The sequence below is a fragment of the Thermoactinomyces vulgaris genome (assembly GCF_005886755.1).
Taxonomy (GTDB): Bacteria; Bacillota; Bacilli; order Thermoactinomycetales; family Thermoactinomycetaceae; genus Thermoactinomyces; species Thermoactinomyces vulgaris.
The window spans coordinates 343501-360912 of the sequence record NZ_CP039710.1 but is presented as its reverse complement, the minus strand read 5'-3'; the positions used below and the strand labels follow the sequence as shown (position 1 = coordinate 360912).

At 48.7% G+C, this 17412-nt stretch carries 18 protein-coding genes; 1 reads left to right on the top strand and 17 read right to left on the bottom strand.

The window, feature by feature from the left end; translation table 11 throughout:
- Positions 1-131 precede the first annotated feature (131 nt).
- The 5 genes from FA954_RS01935 to FA954_RS01915 all read right to left on the bottom strand — a co-directional run bounded on the left by FA954_RS01935 (position 132) and on the right by FA954_RS01915 (position 4280).
- Positions 132-1439, bottom strand: coding sequence for an NAD-dependent malic enzyme (locus tag FA954_RS01935; protein ID WP_037996675.1), 1308 nt, complete (start codon positions 1437-1439; stop codon positions 132-134).
- Between the two features lie 68 nt (positions 1440-1507).
- The gene (pgsA, locus tag FA954_RS01930; protein WP_037996672.1) at positions 1508-2029 is read right to left on the bottom strand and encodes a CDP-diacylglycerol--glycerol-3-phosphate 3-phosphatidyltransferase; all 522 of its coding nucleotides are present in this window, start codon (positions 2027-2029) and stop codon (positions 1508-1510) included.
- Between the two features lie 86 nt (positions 2030-2115).
- Positions 2116-2868 carry a DNA-directed RNA polymerase subunit beta gene (locus FA954_RS01925; RefSeq protein WP_037996669.1) on the bottom strand — a complete coding sequence of 251 codons (753 nt, stop codon included), beginning with the start codon at positions 2866-2868 and terminating at the stop codon, positions 2116-2118.
- A 280-nt stretch (positions 2869-3148) separates the two neighbouring features.
- The gene (spoIIID, locus tag FA954_RS01920; protein WP_037996666.1) at positions 3149-3427 is read right to left on the bottom strand and encodes a sporulation transcriptional regulator SpoIIID; all 279 of its coding nucleotides are present in this window, start codon (positions 3425-3427) and stop codon (positions 3149-3151) included.
- 154 nt (positions 3428-3581) lie between these two features.
- Complete coding sequence (locus FA954_RS01915) at positions 3582-4280, bottom strand: M23 family metallopeptidase (protein ID WP_037996720.1); 699 nt, start codon at positions 4278-4280, stop codon at positions 3582-3584.
- Between the two features lie 163 nt (positions 4281-4443).
- Here FA954_RS01915 and splB point away from each other — a divergent pair, with 163 nt between their 5' ends.
- Positions 4444-5463 (top strand): spore photoproduct lyase, encoded by a 1020-nt coding sequence (splB, locus tag FA954_RS01910; protein WP_037996717.1) that lies wholly within the window; start codon positions 4444-4446, stop codon positions 5461-5463.
- Here splB and spoIID read toward each other — a convergent pair.
- The 12 genes from spoIID to FA954_RS01850 all read right to left on the bottom strand — a co-directional run bounded on the left by spoIID (position 5451) and on the right by FA954_RS01850 (position 17409).
- On the bottom strand, positions 5451-6473 hold the full coding sequence (spoIID, locus tag FA954_RS01905; RefSeq protein ID WP_037996663.1) for a stage II sporulation protein D: 1023 nt from the start codon (positions 6471-6473) through the stop codon (positions 5451-5453). The two genes, splB and spoIID, sit on opposite strands and share 13 nt — an antisense overlap.
- A gap of 142 nt (positions 6474-6615) precedes the next feature.
- Positions 6616-7911, bottom strand: coding sequence for a UDP-N-acetylglucosamine 1-carboxyvinyltransferase (gene murA, locus FA954_RS01900; RefSeq protein WP_037996661.1), 1296 nt, complete (start codon positions 7909-7911; stop codon positions 6616-6618).
- An 18-nt stretch (positions 7912-7929) separates the two neighbouring features.
- Positions 7930-8658 (bottom strand): YwmB family TATA-box binding protein, encoded by a 729-nt coding sequence (locus FA954_RS01895; RefSeq protein ID WP_037996659.1) that lies wholly within the window; start codon positions 8656-8658, stop codon positions 7930-7932.
- Between the two features lie 73 nt (positions 8659-8731).
- Entirely contained in the window at positions 8732-8974 is a 243-nt protein-coding gene (locus FA954_RS01890; protein ID WP_037996714.1) for a DUF1146 family protein, read from the bottom strand.
- A 154-nt stretch (positions 8975-9128) separates the two neighbouring features.
- Positions 9129-10637: an NADH-quinone oxidoreductase subunit N gene (locus FA954_RS01885; protein ID WP_037996657.1), complete on the bottom strand. Its 1509-nt coding sequence runs from the start codon at positions 10635-10637 to the stop codon at positions 9129-9131.
- 4 nt (positions 10638-10641) lie between these two features.
- A complete protein-coding gene (locus FA954_RS01880; RefSeq protein ID WP_121874272.1) occupies positions 10642-12162 on the bottom strand; it encodes a complex I subunit 4 family protein in 1521 nt (506 codons plus the stop codon).
- On the bottom strand, positions 12159-14015 hold the full coding sequence (gene nuoL, locus FA954_RS01875; RefSeq protein ID WP_037996654.1) for an NADH-quinone oxidoreductase subunit L: 1857 nt from the start codon (positions 14013-14015) through the stop codon (positions 12159-12161). The genes FA954_RS01880 and nuoL overlap by 4 nt, the downstream gene beginning before the upstream one ends.
- 40 nt (positions 14016-14055) lie before the next feature.
- On the bottom strand, positions 14056-14361 hold the full coding sequence (nuoK, locus tag FA954_RS01870; protein ID WP_037996651.1) for an NADH-quinone oxidoreductase subunit NuoK: 306 nt from the start codon (positions 14359-14361) through the stop codon (positions 14056-14058).
- Position 14362: 1 nt separating this feature from the next.
- The gene (locus FA954_RS01865; protein ID WP_037996647.1) at positions 14363-14866 is read right to left on the bottom strand and encodes an NADH-quinone oxidoreductase subunit J; all 504 of its coding nucleotides are present in this window, start codon (positions 14864-14866) and stop codon (positions 14363-14365) included.
- Positions 14866-15309 carry an NADH-quinone oxidoreductase subunit NuoI gene (gene nuoI, locus FA954_RS01860; protein WP_037996710.1) on the bottom strand — a complete coding sequence of 148 codons (444 nt, stop codon included), beginning with the start codon at positions 15307-15309 and terminating at the stop codon, positions 14866-14868. The genes FA954_RS01865 and nuoI overlap by 1 nt, the downstream gene beginning before the upstream one ends.
- A gap of 25 nt (positions 15310-15334) precedes the next feature.
- Positions 15335-16309, bottom strand: coding sequence for an NADH-quinone oxidoreductase subunit NuoH (gene nuoH / locus FA954_RS01855; RefSeq protein WP_049720705.1), 975 nt, complete (start codon positions 16307-16309; stop codon positions 15335-15337).
- On the bottom strand, positions 16309-17409 hold the full coding sequence (locus tag FA954_RS01850; protein WP_037996645.1) for an NADH-quinone oxidoreductase subunit D: 1101 nt from the start codon (positions 17407-17409) through the stop codon (positions 16309-16311). Before FA954_RS01850 ends, nuoH begins: the two co-directional genes overlap by 1 nt.
- Positions 17410-17412 lie beyond the last annotated feature (3 nt).

Here is a 17412-nt window from a genome sequence, read left to right as displayed (position 1 = left end):
ATTTAAATTACCAAACATCCGGGCGTCATAAAATGGCGGTTTCTTAACAATCTGGAGAATAAAAAAACACTTTGTTACACGGACTTTCCGGTCCGTTTAACAAAGTGTCAATGCTTGCGCCCTGTGACTTTTCACGACAAAGCGGCAGCCCTTTCCACCGCGCGGGCCACTTCCCGATGGACTTTGGGATCCAAGGGATGCGGCGCCAATTCCCCGGGACTGGTACAATCTGCAATGGCTTCGGCGGCGGCCACCAACATCGGGTGAGTGATTTTCTTGGCATTGGCATTCAACACGCCGCGGAAGATCCCGGGAAACCCGAGGACATTATTGACAGAACGCCCGTCTGCTGCAAAAGAAGCACCGGATTTGAGTGCCAATTCAGGGTCGATTTCCGGTTTGGGATTGGATAAGGCGAGAATCACCTGACCTTCCCGGATCATTTCCGGTTTGATCAATCCGGGAACCCCTGTTGTCGCCACCACAATGTCGCAGCGTTCCATCAATTCTTCCATGCCCACCGGTATGCCGCCGTAATTCTCCAAACGCTCCAAAGCTTTTTCTTGCCGGTCGGCACCGCAAATCTCCCGCACCCCGTAAGCTTTAAACATGCGGCAAATAGCCAAACCCGCGGCACCAAGCCCGATTTGTCCCACTGACGCTTCTTTCAGGTTGATCCCGGTGGAACGGCAAGCCGAAATCACGGCAGCCAGTGTCACGACCGCCGTTCCGTGCTGATCGTCATGCATCACCGGAATGGGCAACTCTTCTTTGAGGCGTTCTTCAATCTCAAAGCAATGCGGGGAACCAATATCCTCCAACAAAATGCCTCCAAATCCCTGATAAATGTGTTTCAAGATGTTCACCACTTCATCCGGATCACTTGTATCCAACAAAATCGGAATCCCGCTGATCCCGGCAAAGCGGTCAAACAAAGCGGCCTTTCCCTCCATCACCGGCATTCCCGCCAACGGACCGATATTGCCAAGCCCCAAAATGGCGGTGCCATCAGTCACAATGGCAACGGTGTTTCCAATGCTTGTATAATAATTGGCTTTTTCCGGATTCTCCCGGATCTCCAGGCATACATTGGCCACTCCCGGGGTGTAAACACGGCGCAAATCCGCCAAGGACCGGATGTCCATCTTGCTGACCATGCGGATTTTTCCGCCTTCATGGGCACTTAACACTTCGTCCGATATGGAATGAACGTAAATGCCGCCCCCCAACGCTTCAATGCTGGTGACCACCTGATCCAGATGTGCTTCACTCTCACACTGGACCGTGATGTCCCGGAGAGTGGAAAACGGGCCGATCTTGATGGTGGTGATGTCCCCTATATCGCCTCCTGCTTGTCCGATCGCTGTGGTCACTTTTCCCAGGTTGCCAGGCTTTGAAGGAGTTTCCACGATAATGCTGCGTGTCATATTCCGTACCATCCGTTAACCTCCCTAATCCGTCTGAAGTCAAATCGAAAAAAAGAACCGGATCCGGTCACCGATTCTTCCTACATAGCCCGTTCGTTCACCGTTTTCAATTGCAACAGGTAAGAAAGTGTCGTGATGTAGGACAAAATAATGACCGACCATAAAAAAGTTTGTGCAAGCGGCAATTCAAACATGATAAAAAATAAAGCGACATAAAACAAAAAGGTTGTCAGCTTGCCGAAAATGTTTGCCGGGACCGTTCGTTTGCCTCTCAGCTTCAGGAAAACAGAAAAAAGGATCATGGACACATCGCGCAAGACAATGATAAAGGCAGCCCAAACTCCGATTTTTCCGGAGATCATCAGGGATAAAAAAACAGAGAGCATCATTAATTTGTCCGCCAAAGGATCCAGCATGATTCCAATCTGGGTCACTTGCTTTGTCTTTCTGGCCACATACCCGTCAATGACATCGGTTAACCCCGCAAGAAGAATGATCCCAAACGCCCAGTACACATTCCATGGCGTGTCCGAAAAAAATGCAACAAAATACGCAGGAATCAAAAAAAGGCGAATCATGGTCAAGAAATTGGGCAAATTCATTCAGGACCCCCCTTCTTACAGTTTACCGAACGGATGGTTAATAAAAAAGGAAAGAGCCCGTCTTCCATCCAAGTGACAGACGGGACTTATGATCCAAAAATGAGCTGATAAATATGCACCCACATGTCAAAATTCAAGAAATCGCCGGCCGGTTGATCACCAATGATGGTATGACCAACGACAAATCCCGCATACAAAGCCACAATGAGCGAAACAGGCAGCCAAAGAATTTTAACCCATTTTAGAATTTGCTCTTTTTTCTCATCAATCGGCGGATCATCTTCACTACGGGAAGCGGCACTTTGCTTTTTTTCTTTGGTGGAGTCCAGTTGTTCCACCCGCGGTTTCACTGGCTGTTCTGCAACAAAAGACGGTTTTTTCACTTCTTCTTTGAAATTTTCGTCGCCGCTGTTCTCTCCGATGACCGGATCAATGGAATATTCCTTAAAATCGATGGGAGTTAACGTATCTTCTAATGAAAGCTGCCGTTTTTCATGCGGGGAAGAAGGTTGTTCCACTTCGAAGGTTGGAGGTGCGCCATACTCATGGGAATGGAACTGGTTACCGGAGTCTTTCTTCTCCTCCGTCTGTTCCTCTTTTTTCTCTTTGTCGCCTTCTTGCTTTGCAGGCTCAAACTTCCGGGCATCCTCCAAACTGTCGAGGGTGTCTTGCTCTTCTTCTTCATCTCTTCGCCATTTCAATTGGCCTACCGGCAAGATATCATCCACTTTTTCATTTTCCACTGTCAAATGGTCCGATGGATTATTGAATTTTTCTGCTGAAGACTCCACATCGTCTGATTGGTAGTCCATGTGTTTTTCTTTATCAGAATAACTCATCTGCATTCCTCTCCAAGGCTAACTTCTATTACCGATCCTCTCTATTTCATGAAGCTCGTCCAACAAAATCAAGTTTACTTTTAAATAAGCTCCATTCTACTCATAATAGAATATATCGCAACTATGAACATAAGTCTATACTTACAGCTTATAGGAGTGTGAAAGTTTCTTATACAGTAGAAGCACCGGGTTGAAAGGAAAAAGGATACATATTATGGCAATGATTCGGAGATCTTGTTTTTATGTAAACACTGCCGGTGCTTCCGTCTCATTTTCACAGTCACACGGACACTTCTTGCTTCTTTTTTCCGGTTTTTTGCTTATATTTAATCTTTGTCGCTTCTCCACCTCTTATATGGCGAATCGATTTATGGTATTCCAATATCTCTTTCACTTGACGAGCCAGTTCCGGGTTGATTTCCGGCAATCGTTCCGTAAGGTCTTTATGAACCGTGCTCTTGGAAACACCAAACTCTTTCGCAATCGTCCGGACCGTATTTCGCGTCTCCACAAAATAATGTCCGATTTTTAATGTTCGTTCCTTAATATATTCATGCACCCCGCCAAACCTCCTCTCTTCTCCATTTGCTACATTATATTGAGGGAAGAGGCGGGTTATTCTTTCTAAACAAGCCGTGACAAGCCATGTTTGGCAATTTTTCTTTTTTCGGGAACAAAAAAAAGCGTTCCCTTGGATGGAAACGCCTTTTTCCTTATTTTTCCCCGCTTAAATAAACATCCGGATTGATGGCTTTCTGATCCCGGTCGCGGATTTCAAAATGCAGATGGACACCCGCTTCCTTTTCAAAACGATTGCGTCCTGCTTTGGCAATCACTTGTCCTTTCTTGACGGTTTGTCCATTTTTGACGCGGACATCGTCCAAACTTTGGTATACCGTTTGAATGCCGCTTTCATGCTGAATGACCACTTGCCATCCGACAACCGGGTTTTCCTCGACTTTCACCACTTTCCCTTCCAATGCCGCCACCACATCAAAGGTTCCTCCATCTTTTTTCGCAAAGTCAACTCCCGAATGCGGCGTGAACGTATTGGCATATTGGTTCAAAGAGGATTCCCGGCTCGCTTCCGGATCTTCTTGCTTATAAAATCCCATGGTTTTGTCGGCATGGGCATTTTTGGCGACAGGCAATATCATGTCATCATCGGTCGGATTGGTCGGAATCGGCTCTTGGGGAAGATTTTGTTCCACCAAATCCCTGGTGGTTTTGGATGCTTTTTCCACCTGATGATCCTGATACCACCATGCCACACTTAAAATCAGTGCCGCCACAAAGAGATAGACAGCAGGGAAAAACCACTTTTTGGACATTAACTTTTTCCATTTCAAACGTCGCTTCGCTTTTTCAAAGGAAGAAATCTGGTTATTTGCATTTGGTTCCTTCGATTTCATGGAAATCACCTCAGGAACCATTGTCGACCAGCTTCTCTCTTTTTATACCTACAGATGGGAACTTTTAGTAAATTCGAAGCAAAGTCAAAACTGAGACATACATGATCTTCATTTCTTTGGCTCATACTTTAGAAAAGGCTTGGCAGAAGGAGGTGAAACGGTGATAAAACCCTTTGAGCCTGATCTGGTCTACTACGAGCCCGGAGCTTTGGACTATCCACTCGGAAAAGAATTGGTGGCAAGGTTTCAAAGCATGAAGATTCCGGTCCGGCCAACAACCTCGCACAACCAGGTGACCGGCCTGCCGGGAGAGACCCCGTTGGATAAATACCGGATTGCCAAGCGGACCTTGGTCATCGGAGTGAAGAAATCATTAAAATTCGAACAATCCAAGCCCTCAGCCGAATATGCCATTCCGCTGGCCACCGGCTGTATGGGGCATTGCCATTACTGTTATCTGCAAACAACGCTCGGAAAACGTCCTTATATCCGGATTTATGTCAACCTGGATGAAATTTTTTCCCAAGCCGAAAAATACATCCAAGAACGTGCTCCGGAAATCACCCGGTTTGAAGCCGCATGTACTTCCGATCCGGTGGGCATCGAACATATTTCGGGGTCGCTATACAAAACCATCGAGTTCATGGGAAAACAGCCGTTGGGCCGTTTGCGCTTTGTCACCAAGTACGCCAATGTGGAATCCCTTTTAAATGCCGACCACAAGGGACATACCCGTTTTCGCTTCAGCATTAATGCCGATTATGTGGTCAAACATTTTGAACCGGGAACCTCACCGTTGCCGGACCGGATTGAAGCCGCCGGAAAAGTGGCGGAAGCCGGCTACCCGCTCGGATTCATCATCGCTCCCATCATGTCTTTTTCCGGATGGAAAGAACAATACCAGGCCTTATTGAAAAAATTGTCCAATCGCCTTCCCGAAGTGGATGATTTGACCTTTGAACTCATCACCCACCGTTACACGCAAAGCGCCAAACGGGTCATCGAAGAACGTTATCCCAAGACCAAGCTGGACATGGACGATGAAAAGCGGAGAAAAAAATGGGGCCCTTACGGACGGATAAAGTATGTTTATCCCAAAGAGCAAATGGACGAAATCAAAGATTTCATGCACCGCACCATTTCCACTTACTTTCCCCGGGCAGAAATTCTTTATTTCACTTGATCGGGGGAGAAAGGCTCGATCTTTACCCCCTGGTAGTAATGCTGAATAATTTCATCCACCTTTTTTCCCTGCTTTGCCATCAAATTGGCGCCCCATTGGCTCATGCCGACGCCGTGTCCGTATCCGCGGGTGGTGATTTGAAGTTGATTCCCCTGTACCGCCACATCAAAATCGGTTGAAGCCAATCCCAATGCTTCCCGGATTTCCCTGCCGGTGAATGTCTGATCGCCAATCTTGATTTTGGCGATTCTTTTTCCTTTTGTACGCTCGGTCACCTGGATCAAACGCGTACCGGTTGTGGCGGGAAGACTGACTGCCTGTCCGGTTTTCTTTTCCAGTCGGCTGACAAACTCGTCCCATGACAACGTATGCCGGTGAATATATTTTGGGGACATCCGATCCCATGGGGAAGACACACTCCGCAAGTAAGGATACTTTTGTTTGAAATACTCCTCCGAATTCTCGGTATAGCCGTTGCTGGTTGAGAAAAACGCAGCATAAATGGGCTTTCCCTGATAGGTAATGATCTGGCCGTCGGTTTCCCTCACGGCCTCCCGGATGGAATTCCGGAGGGTTTCATATTGGGCTTTCCACTCCTGCTTCAACATTTCATCCGTTTTAAAAGCCTGATGGTTCACCGTGTCCGTGACATGTGCTTTCTTTGCTTCTTCCCCCCATTTGGACATATCCGAATAATCTTTTCGCTCCAACCGGTCCACGATATAAGTCCGGGCAGCCAAGGCCTGGGCTTTTAAGGCTTCCTTGTGGAAATCCGCCGGCATTTCCGCCGCCACGACACCGTAAATGTACTCTTCCAACGGCAATTGAATCACTTTTTTCGACTCTGTCAGGTACACTTTAACCCGGATATCCTGATTTTCACTTTGCAATGCTTTCTCTTTTGCCAATGCCTCCGGTGGGACATCGGAATCCCAAGCAACCAGAAACACCGGAATCAAAAGAATAACGCCCACAAGCCCCAACAATACCATCAGCAATCCTTTGTGCAATCTGTTCTTCGCCTCCATTTGAATCACAGCGTTCACTACTAAGCTATGAAAAAAACCCCTTTTTTTAGAACCGGAATTCGTAGATTCCCTGATAAAGAAAAAAGCGGCTTCCCTTCAAAGAAGCCGCTTGACCTTCGTTTGGTCATGCAAAAGATTTTTGTTCCGTCTTGGAACTTTTCTCCTCGCTCACCCGTTCAATTTTGGCTCCCAAGCCTCTCAATTTCCCGACAATGTCCACATAACCGCGATCCACATGATGCAACTCCGTCACTTCGGTGACTCCTTCCGCTGCCAATCCGGCCAAAATCAAGGCCGCACCGGCACGCAGATCCGTGGCTTTCACCTGAGCTCCCGACAACGGTTTTCCACCTTCAATCAATGCGGTGCGCCGGTCGATTTTAATCTGCGCCCCCATCCGCTTAAACTCTTCCACATGCATAAACCGGTTTTCAAACACGGTTTCCGTCAGCATGCTGTTTCCGTTTGCGGTAAGCAAAAGAGCCATCATCTGTGATTGCATATCCGTCGGAAATCCTGGATAGGGCAAGGTTTTGACATCCACGGGTTTCAAATCCCCGTCTGCACGAACGTGAATCCCGTTTTCGCCGTCAAGCACATGGACTCCCATTTCACGCATCTTGGCAATCAGCGGAACCAAATGATCGGAAATGGCCCCTTCCACAAAAACTTCGCCGCGGGTGATGGCAGCCGCCACCATGTAAGTTCCGGCTTCGATCCGGTCGGGAATCACGGTGTATTCTGTTCCCCGCAAAATATCCACTCCATCGATGCGAATTTCATCGGTACCGGCTCCCCGGATTTTTGCACCCATCGCATTGAGGAAGTTGGCAAGATCCACGATTTCCGGCTCACAAGCGGCATTTTCAATCACTGTCCGGCCTTCAGCCAATGTTGCTGCCATCATGATATTTTGGGTTGCTCCGACACTTGGGAAATCCAGATAAACCGTCGCTCCATGAAGACGCCCGTCAATGGTCCCTTCAATGTAGCCTTGCCCGATGTCAAACCGGGCACCCATGGCTTCCAGTCCTTTTAAATGCAGATCAATCGGCCTGCTTCCGATGGCACATCCTCCCGGGAGAGGAATCCGTGCGTGTTTTTTCCTGGCAAGCAGGGGTCCCATCACCAAAACAGAAGCTCTCATCTTGCGCACCAGTTCATAAGGCGCTTCGGTGGATTCCACTTTTTCTGCATTGATCACAATTTGGTCATCACCCAGATCGGCTTGGATCCCCAAGCGTTTCAAAAGTTGAGTGATGGTTTTCACATCTTCCAAAAGCGGAACATCCGTAATCCTGATGTCCCCTCTGGATGCCAAAATGGATCCGGCAATCAAAGGAAGTACCGCATTTTTGGCGCCATGTACTTTCACTCTTCCTTTTAAACGTGTTCCGCCTTGAACGATGATCTTTTCCAAAGCTTTTCCCCCCAAAAACTAATATTCGATGGTGATAATTGGCGTGCCTAAAGTGATAACCATGCGATGGGCATCCTGATTCATCCGAACGGCCGCTTGCATATTCATCATGCCGCCTCTTGTCTTGATGCCTGCCGGTAACAACGGAGAAAGTGCGGAGATGCTGACGGTATGATCCGTACGCATCGCTTCCACCTCTTCCGCTTTCAACAGCCGGAAAATCTCCGCGAGTAAATATTCCTCCTGTTCGTTTTGCACCGGCCTGCTTCCCTGAACGGAATAATGATAAGATGGAGTAATGCCATGATTTAACAAAACACGCGTCACATGATCGCGGGCAGCTTGCCAGTTTTCCCGGTCACTTCCTTTTCCTTCCAATTGAATGGACAAATATGGATGGATGAATTCTTCAGACGGTTCATCATTGATCACGGCCATTTTCACCAAAATGTTTCGCTCGATGATCCCTTCCGCCGAAAATTTTATTCCGGCAAATTCATCATTGCGTTCCAACGGCCCGATATTTAATGAACGACTCAATGCTTGTGTCCACTCTTCGATCTCTTGTTGGCTCATTGCCCGGTGCAGCCGGTTTCCATAATGCAACACATATCGTTCCGGTTCCACCCCGACTTTCTTGAACGCTTTGATCAATTGCCCTTCGGGTTGGGATTGTTCCTGTGATCCAATGAATACAAAAGGCAAAAAAACACAAAAAAGAATCACTTTTTTCACAATCCCCCACATTTTCCATCCCTCTCCCTGAATTCTTATTATTCCCATTCTTCACATTCAGGGAAAAGGATATACGTGGAGCCGGTCAGTGAATCAGCTGGCTGATCAGCCTGGACCAACTGAGATAATCAATAAAAAAGGACGCCAGTTGATGCCCGAGAATGATCGACAAGACGATCATCAAGGCTCTGATCTGAGCCGTGTGATTCTTTTTGAAAAGTTGCTCGATGCGCATGCCCAGCAAGATCCACCAGACAAAGGCAATGCTTAAGATCGAGAGGAATATGTTCACCAGCCCCGACAAGGCCAGCTGCGTCGTCCCATCCATAATATGCACTCCCTCAGGCATATGTTCACATGCTACCATGGTACAAAAAAAATGGCGAATGCGCAAAAGATATTTTTGCAAATGCATGAACAAAACAAGCATACCCCTTCTGAAGAGGGGTATGCTTTCAGATTCCGCTTGATGAAAAGAGCGCCTATGGTGAAGTATTGGCAGCTTGGGAGAACGCAGACATCCAATCCAGATCCCCCAAGGCTTGAAAGAAGTAGTCCGGCAACAATCCCAACAAAAAGGTGCCCAAACATCCGATCCCGATGACGGCCATCACCGTCCAAGGGACGTTCAGCTTCCCATCATCCCCGGCTCTTCTAAAATAGATGTGCCGGGCGATGCGAAAATAGTAGTAATAAGAGATCACCGTTGTGATGATCATGATGAGCGCCAGCCAGTTGTGTGAACTGGCCACCGCGCTCATCAAAATGTAAAATTTCCCTACAAACCCCGCCGTCACGGGAAGGCCGGCAAGAGACAAAATAAACAGGGTCATGATCACCGCCAGCCCCGGCGAACGTTGGTACAACCCGGAAAAAGCTCTCAAATCATAGGTTCCCGTCTCTTTTCCCACGACTTCAATCACCACAAAGGCCCCGGCCGTCATGAACAGGTAGGCGATGAGGTAATACACCAGACTCGGAAACAGATCATATCCCACAAATCCCATCGTTGCGGGAGGAACCAGCAGATAACCGGCATTGGCGATGCTGGAGTAAGCCATCAGCCGCTTGGCATTGGTTTGGCGCAATGCCACCGTGTTTCCCACAATCATGGAAGCTGCTGCCATGATCATCAATGTCCAGGAAATCACTTCATTCCAGACACCGTTTGACACCAGCGGAATATAGGCCCCGAGCAACATCCGGAGCACCAGAGCAAACGCCGCGGTTTTGGACACCACAGCCAAAAACACCGCCACCGGGGTTGACGAGCCTTGGTAAACATCGGGAACCCAGGTGTGGAAAGGCGCGGATGAAATTTTAAAACCAAATCCGACCATCATTAAAAAGAACGACAAAAAGAGGAACAACTGGTAATCAGTTGCCGAAACTTCCGCAACCCGGTCCCGTATCTCAAACAAGTGGGTGCTTCCGGTCAATCCATAGAGAAAGGACATCCCGTACAGGATAAAAGCGGAAGAAACCCCTCCCAAAACGACATATTTCCATGCCGCTTCGGTCGCATCAGTCCGTTTTTTCCGAATCCCAGTCAATATGTAGGATGAGAGGCTCAACAGCTCCAGACCGACGAACAATGTGATCAACTCCGCCGACGACACCATGATCATGGCACCGAGCAAAGCGGTAAGAAGCAAAGAATAATATTCGCTTTCCGCTTTTAACTCTTCGTCTTTCCGGAAGGAAAACAAGAAAACCAAAGCCGTTCCGGCAAGCAAAATGCCTTTGAGCGTCAAGCTCAAATGATCAATCCGGTACGAATCCCCCAAAATCTGATACGGTTCATGCCCCCAACCCATGCCGACAAAAACGCCTGCCGCCAAGATGGCCATGAGCCCGAAGATGCCCATCCATTTCTTTGACACCGTTTCTTTCAACAACAAATCCAAAATCATCAACAGAGCGGCGGCAACGACGATCGTCAGCTCGGGGGCCATCACCCTCAGGTCAAAATCCAGCAATGTTTGCATCATGCCCCTACCCTCCGATCCGAGATACAATAAGATCTAACGTTTCTTGCATCGGCGCACTCAAAACGGCCGGATAAACACCGATCAGGACAATCAACAGCACCATCACCAACATCGGAAAGCTTTCGCGCAAATGCAGATCGCCAACCGCCTGAAAACGTTCCGGCAACGGTCCGAAGGTCGTTTTCAACACAGCACGCAATGCATAAACCACGGTGAAAATCAACCCGAGTGCCCCGACCGCCCCAATCACCGGATGGTTTTGGAACACGCCGAGATAGGCCAGAAACTCGCTGATAAAACCGGACAGCCCCGGCAATCCCAAAAGCGCCAATCCACCGGTGAGGAAAATCCCCGAAAGTACCGGTGCCGATTTGGCCAGTCCGCCCAGATCATCCAATTCCGTCGTTTTGGCACGGTCATAAATGCTGCCGACGAGGAAGAAAAGCAGTGCCGAAATGATCCCGTGGGACACCGCCTGGAAAACCGCTCCGTTTAGTCCGGCCGTATTTAAAGCGGCCAACCCGAACAAAATGATCCCCATATGGCTGACACTGGAATAAGCCAGCACATGCTTCAACTCTTTTTGCACAATGGCAATACAGGCTCCGTACAAGATGTTTATCAAACCGAACACAGCCAGATAGATGGAGATTTCCTTCATTTGCACCGGGAACAACCCCAACCCGAACCGGATTAAACCGTAAGCCCCCATCTTCAGCAGAACCCCGGCATGAACCATCACCACCGGGATGGGAGCTTCGACGTGGGTTTTTAACATCCAGCTGTGGAAAGGAAACACGGGCAACTTAATGCAAAATGCGATTACCAGTGCCGCAAACGTTCCCCACAACATCGTTTTCAAAACTGGGGGCAACAGCGCAAATTGCCCCATCACCTGATCCATCCGGTCTTGCAACACCGAATAATCCAACGTGCCAAAGAGAAGCAGCAAACCCACCATGGCAAACAGAAGGAATCCGGATCCCAGCCCGTTAAACAACAAAAACTGGTTGGCTGCTTTCTCCCTGCCCAAAAATCCCCACTTTCCGATCAGAAAATAAGCGGCAATCAATGTAACTTCAAAGAAGATGAAAAAGAGAAACAGATTGGATGCGGAAAAAACACCAATCATCCCTGTCTCCAAGAGCAAAAACAGCTGGTAAAACCCTTTGGTCTCCTCCTTGATGAATCCGGATGCCGCGGCAGCCACGGCACTGATCAGGGTGGTCAAAACGATGAAGGGAAGCGATAATCCGTCCACTCCCATGCTGTAATGAAAAGTCCACGGTTCTCCCTGTAAGAGGGGGATTTGAAACCAGACAACCGATTTCACCCACTGTAACCCTTTCAACCCCTGATCAAATTGCGCATACATCACAAGGGACAGCAAAAGCGGCGGAAGTGTGGACAAAATCCCGCAAATCCGGTGCCAGCGCACTTTCTCACGGGGAAGAAAAATGAGAACCAAAGCCCCTAAAAGCGGGAGAAACGTGACCAATGAAGGCATCCAATCAAACCGACTCATTTAAATAACCTCCCCGCTGTCATTCCTACCATCAAAAGGACAAAACCAATCACACTCACCAACACATAAGTCTGTGCCTGCCCGTTTTGGATCCTGGAACCCAAACGCCCGATCCATTGGACGACCCAACTGACAAACCGGACAATCCCACCAATCACAAACCGGTCCCATCCGGACAAAAACCAGCCGATTCCTTTGATCGTCCAGACAAACAAATACTGATACAATTCATCCACATAATATTTGTTCAAAACCAGGCGATGGAGCCAAGGAACGGTTTGTGCCGCCTGACAGGCGCTGAACTTACCGTTTCCGTAAAACAGCCAGGCCAATCCGATTCCGGCAAGGGAAACCGCAACCGTCACGACCGCCAACCACATCGGAACCGATGCGGCATCCGAAACGGATCCGTTGCCGGCGGCCAACCAGTTTTCAAACCCCCCGCCGGGAAGCAAACCGACCCATCCGCTTCCAATTGAAAGAATCCCGAGCACGGCCACCGGAATCATCATCACGGCAGACACCGGACGGTCTGCCTTGGGACCCCTCGGTTCCCCGGCAAATACCAGAAAGAAAAGGCGGAACATATAAAGAGCCGTGAAGAAGGAGGCAATCAAACCGGTGACAAAAAGCCCCGTCCTTCCATCCTGGTAAACGGAAAACAAGATTTCATCCTTGGAGAAAAACCCGGAGAAAGGCGGAATCCCCGCAATGGACAAACAACCGGCCAAGAACCAAACACCGAGTTGGCGGTGGGTTTTCCAAAGCCCGCCCATCTTCCGCAAATCCTGTTCATGGGCGAGCAAAACAATGACCGCGCCGGCTCCCAAAAACAACAACGCTTTAAAAAAAGCGTGGGTAAAGAGATGAAAAACCCCGGCCACATATCCGGCCGAACCCAGGGCCAACATCATGAAGCCGAGCTGGCTCACCGTGGAATAAGCAAGCACCCGTTTGACATCATGCTGCATCAATCCGATGGTTGCGGCAAAAATCGCAGTGAACCCCCCGATATAAGCCACCACATCCATGGCCGGAGGAGATGCCTGAAAGAGGAAAAACAGATTGGCAACGAGATAAACCCCGGCGGCTACCATGGTGGCCGCATGGATCAGGGCACTGACCGGCGTCGGCCCTTCCATGGCATCCGGCAACCAGGTATGTAATGGAAACTGTCCGGATTTTCCAACCGCTCCGATAAAGATGAGAATTGCCAACAAAGTGATCAAACCGGGGGACATTTGCCCGGAAACCACAGCCGTTTTCAAATCGGAAACTTCAAAGCTTCCCACATGCCAAAACATCAGGAGAATGGCAATGAAGAAACCGACATCCCCGATCCTTGTAACGACAAACGCTTTGTGTGCCGCTTCCCTGGCCTCCGGTTTGAAGTACCAAAACCCGATCAACAAGAAGGAACAAACCCCGACCAATTCCCAAAAGATATAGATCCACAACAGATTGGCCGCCATGACCAGACCAAACATAGAAAAAGTGAACAAAGCCAAATAAGCATAAAACACCCGGATCCGGTCATCCCGTTCCATATAACCGTACGAATACAGATGAACCAGAAAACTGACGATGCTGATGATCAAAAGCATCAAGATTTGCAGGGAACCCAGATGGATGCTGAATGAAACCGCAACGTCCCCCAGATTCAACCAAGGAATGTTCCATGTGACGGTTTCCCCGGACAACCAAACGTAAACGGACAGCAACAAAGAAAGAAAAGTTGCCGTCACTCCTGTTGCGGCCGCAATTTTCCTTTGGATGAATCCACGGCCGGACAGAAGCAAAAGAAATGCAATGAAAGGAAAAAGAGGAATCAACAGAGCCATGTTTGCTTCCATTTCTGACCCTTCCTTCTTTTTAGAAGTTTGATTGCTTCCGCTAATCTCTCAGCGAATGATAACGGTCGGCTTCCGCCGTGGACACCTGCCGGTACAAGGCAATCAAAATGGCAATCCCCACAGCCGCTTCCGCCGCTGCCACCGTAATCGTAAACAGTGTGAAGATCTGGCCCGCCAGATTGGGAAACAGACCAAATTTGGAAAATGCCACAAAGTTGATATTCGCGGCGTTAAACATCAACTCAATGCAGAACAGGACCATCACGGCGTTTTTCTTCGTCAACACGCCATACAAACCGATACTGAACAAGATGGCCGACAAAGCAAGATATGAGGTGATGACCATCTCATTTCTCCTCCCTTTTTGCCAGAATGACTGCCCCGACCAGTGCCACCAAGAGTAAGATCGATGCCAGTTCAAACGGGATCACGTATTCAGTGAAGACCCGCTCTCCCAACCGGACGACGTTCCACCCTTCACCGTTATGCGGTTCGCTCCATACCGGCACCTGATAAATGATCCACATCATGACGCCAAAAAAGGCAGCGACAGTGATAAAACCGAGCACGGCATGCCATGGCGCAATCGAACTTTTCTCTTCATCCCGGTGTTTGGTCAACATGATCCCGAATAACATGAGAATCGAAACGGCCCCGGTATAGATCAGCACCTGGATCACCGCCAAAAACTCGGCGTTTAAGAGCAAATAAATGCCTGCGATACTGAAGAAAGTGAATGCGAGCGCCAAAGCCATATGGATGACCCTTGTAAAGTTGATCATAAACACGGCCCCGCCAATCGCCATGACGGAAAGGATAAAAAATGCAATGAATTCAGCGTTTACGGGCATTATTTTTTTCCTCCCGGTTTTTTGATGAGATTGGTGCTGTTTTCTTTTCGAATCTTTGTATTATTTTGGTTGAGCCACTCCAAATCTTTAAACAATTCATCCCTTCCGTAAACGGCGAGCTCATAGTTATTGGTCATGACAATGGCTTCTGTCGGGCAAACTTCCGTGCATAAATCGCATAAGATGCAAATTTCAAAGTTAATATCGTAAGTGTCAATCACTTTCCCTTTCTTTTCCGGATGCTTTTTCCCCGTCAGTGAAATGCAATCGGTCGGGCAGATGCGGACACATTGGTTGCAGACAATGCATTTTTCCGGATCGAAATGCTGGATTCCGCGAAAGCGGTCCGGCATCTCGAGCGGCTCATCCGGATACCGGTAAGTGACCTTCGGCTTTGTCATGTTTTTGAGGGTGACTCCCAACCCTTTGATCAAGCCAAGCACCATTTTCCCCTCCAATCCTTTTCCGTTAATAATAAGTCCCGATCACCGGCACTTCTTTTAAAAGACAAGTCAGCAAAATATTGAGGAGAGCGACCGGCAACAACACCTTCCATGCAAACTGCATCAGTTGGTCGACACGAATCCTCGGCATGGTGGCTCTCAACCAGAACAGGAAAAACACGACCAGCAAAAATTTCAATATAAACCAAAGGACCGGCGGAACCCACGTGAAGCCGAATGGCGCATTCCATCCGCCCAGATAAAGCACGGTCGTCAGGGATGCCATGGCAAAAATGTAGGTATACTCCGCCAACATAAAAAACGCAAACCGGAAACCCGTATATTCCACATGGTAACCGGCCACCAGTTCCGATTCGGCTTCCGGCAGGTCAAACGGCGTCCGGTTCAATTCCGAAACCGACGCGATCAAAAAGACCACAAAACCGATAAATTGCGGAAAAATAAACCAAACCTCTTTTTGGGCCTCCACAATCTCGGCCAGATTTAATGAACCGACCGACAAAGCAATCCCGACGACAGACATCACCAGCGGAATTTCATAACTGATCATTTGCGCTGCCGAACGCATCCCGCCGATCAATGCATATTTGTTGTTGGAAGCCCAGCCTCCCACCAGGATTCCGATGATGGTAATGCTGGAAACTGCCATGTAATACAGCAAACCGACTGCAAAGTCAGAAAACTGAATGGAAGGGGTGAAAGGAATCACCGCCATCACGGCAAAAGCGGGAACAAAGGCAATCGCCGGCGCCAATTTAAACAATCCGGCATCCGCTTTTGCGGGAATGACATCTTCTTTGATGAGCAGCTTCAAAACATCCGCCACGGTTTGAAACATCCCCCGGGGCCCCACCCGGTTCGGGCCGATGCGGTTCTGCATCCAGCCCAGCACTTTCCGCTCAAACAAAATGGCATACGTCACAAACCCGAGTACGATCAGCAAAAGCAGAACCGGTCCGATGATCATCCACGGATTCATCAACAATCCACCTCCCCGAGCACAATGTCGATTCCGCCCAAAATCGCCACCAAATTGGATATATTCTCTCCTTTTAATAAAGTCGGGAGTATCTGTAAATTATAAAAAGACGGACGCCTGAACTTCAACCGCCACGGTTTGTCTTTCCCATTGCTGACAATATGGCAACCCAGCTCTCCCCGTGGAGATTCGATACCGCAATAAATCTCTCCTTCCGGAACCCGTAGGACCCGGGGAACTTTTCCCATGACCGGACCGCTTTCGGGGAACTGAGCAACCGCTTGTTCGACGATTTTCAAGGATTCATCAATTTCCCTCATCCGACACAAATATTTTTCATACAAATCTCCGGTTTTCCCGACCGGCACATCAAAATCAAACCGTTCATAAATCGAATACGGCTGGTTCTTCCTCAAATCCCAATCCACGCCGGTCACCCGTAAATTGGCACCCGACAGTCCGTATTCAATGGCCAGCGACGGCGAAACCACCCCGATTCCTTTGGTCCGTTGAATAAAGATTTCATTTCCGGTGATGAGATCATGGTATTCTTTCATTTGCCGTTTCATGTCCTCCGCGAATTGCCCGACCTTGTCAATCCAACCCGGAGGCGCATCCCATTTGACACCGCCCACGCGCATATAGTTGAACGTGATCCGGGCACCACACAACTCATTAAACAGATCCAAAATCTTTTCGCGGTCCCGAAATGCATATAAAAAGGGGCTTAAAGCACCGATATCCAACAAATAAGTTCCCATCCAAACCAAATGGCTGGCAATCCGGTTCAGTTCCATCACAATCACCCGCAAAAATTGGGCTTTTTCCGGAACTTCCAGTTGCATCAGCTTTTCGGTGGCATGGACGATGGAATAGTTGTTGGTCATGGCGGACAGATAGTCCATCCGGTCCGTATAGGGAATGATTTGTGTATAATTCAGATCCTCCGCCAGCTTTTCGGTTCCCCGATGGAGGTATCCAATCACCGGCTCGGCATCCACAATGATTTCCCCGTCTATTTTCACGACCAAACGGAGCACGCCATGGGTGCTGGGATGTTGAGGTCCGACATTCAGCAACATTTCTTCCGTTCTAAGCACAAG

Coding starts and splice junctions, on each gene's coding strand:
- FA954_RS01935 (WP_037996675.1), bottom strand. CDS start 1,439: ATGGTACGGAATATGACACGCAGCATTATCGTGGAAACTCCTTCAAAG.
- pgsA (WP_037996672.1), bottom strand. CDS start 2,029: ATGAATTTGCCCAATTTCTTGACCATGATTCGCCTTTTTTTGATTCCT.
- FA954_RS01925 (WP_037996669.1), bottom strand. CDS start 2,868: ATGAGTTATTCTGATAAAGAAAAACACATGGACTACCAATCAGACGAT.
- FA954_RS01915 (WP_037996720.1), bottom strand. CDS start 4,280: ATGAAATCGAAGGAACCAAATGCAAATAACCAGATTTCTTCCTTTGAA.
- FA954_RS01895 (WP_037996659.1), bottom strand. CDS start 8,658: ATGTGGGGGATTGTGAAAAAAGTGATTCTTTTTTGTGTTTTTTTGCCT.
- FA954_RS01890 (WP_037996714.1), bottom strand. CDS start 8,974: ATGGATGGGACGACGCAGCTGGCCTTGTCGGGGCTGGTGAACATATTC.
- FA954_RS01885 (WP_037996657.1), bottom strand. CDS start 10,637: ATGATGCAAACATTGCTGGATTTTGACCTGAGGGTGATGGCCCCCGAG.
- FA954_RS01880 (WP_121874272.1), bottom strand. CDS start 12,162: ATGAGTCGGTTTGATTGGATGCCTTCATTGGTCACGTTTCTCCCGCTT.
- nuoL (WP_037996654.1), bottom strand. CDS start 14,015: ATGGAAGCAAACATGGCTCTGTTGATTCCTCTTTTTCCTTTCATTGCA.
- nuoK (WP_037996651.1), bottom strand. CDS start 14,361: ATGGTCATCACCTCATATCTTGCTTTGTCGGCCATCTTGTTCAGTATC.
- FA954_RS01865 (WP_037996647.1), bottom strand. CDS start 14,866: ATGCCCGTAAACGCTGAATTCATTGCATTTTTTATCCTTTCCGTCATG.
- nuoH (WP_049720705.1), bottom strand. CDS start 16,309: ATGAATCCGTGGATGATCATCGGACCGGTTCTGCTTTTGCTGATCGTA.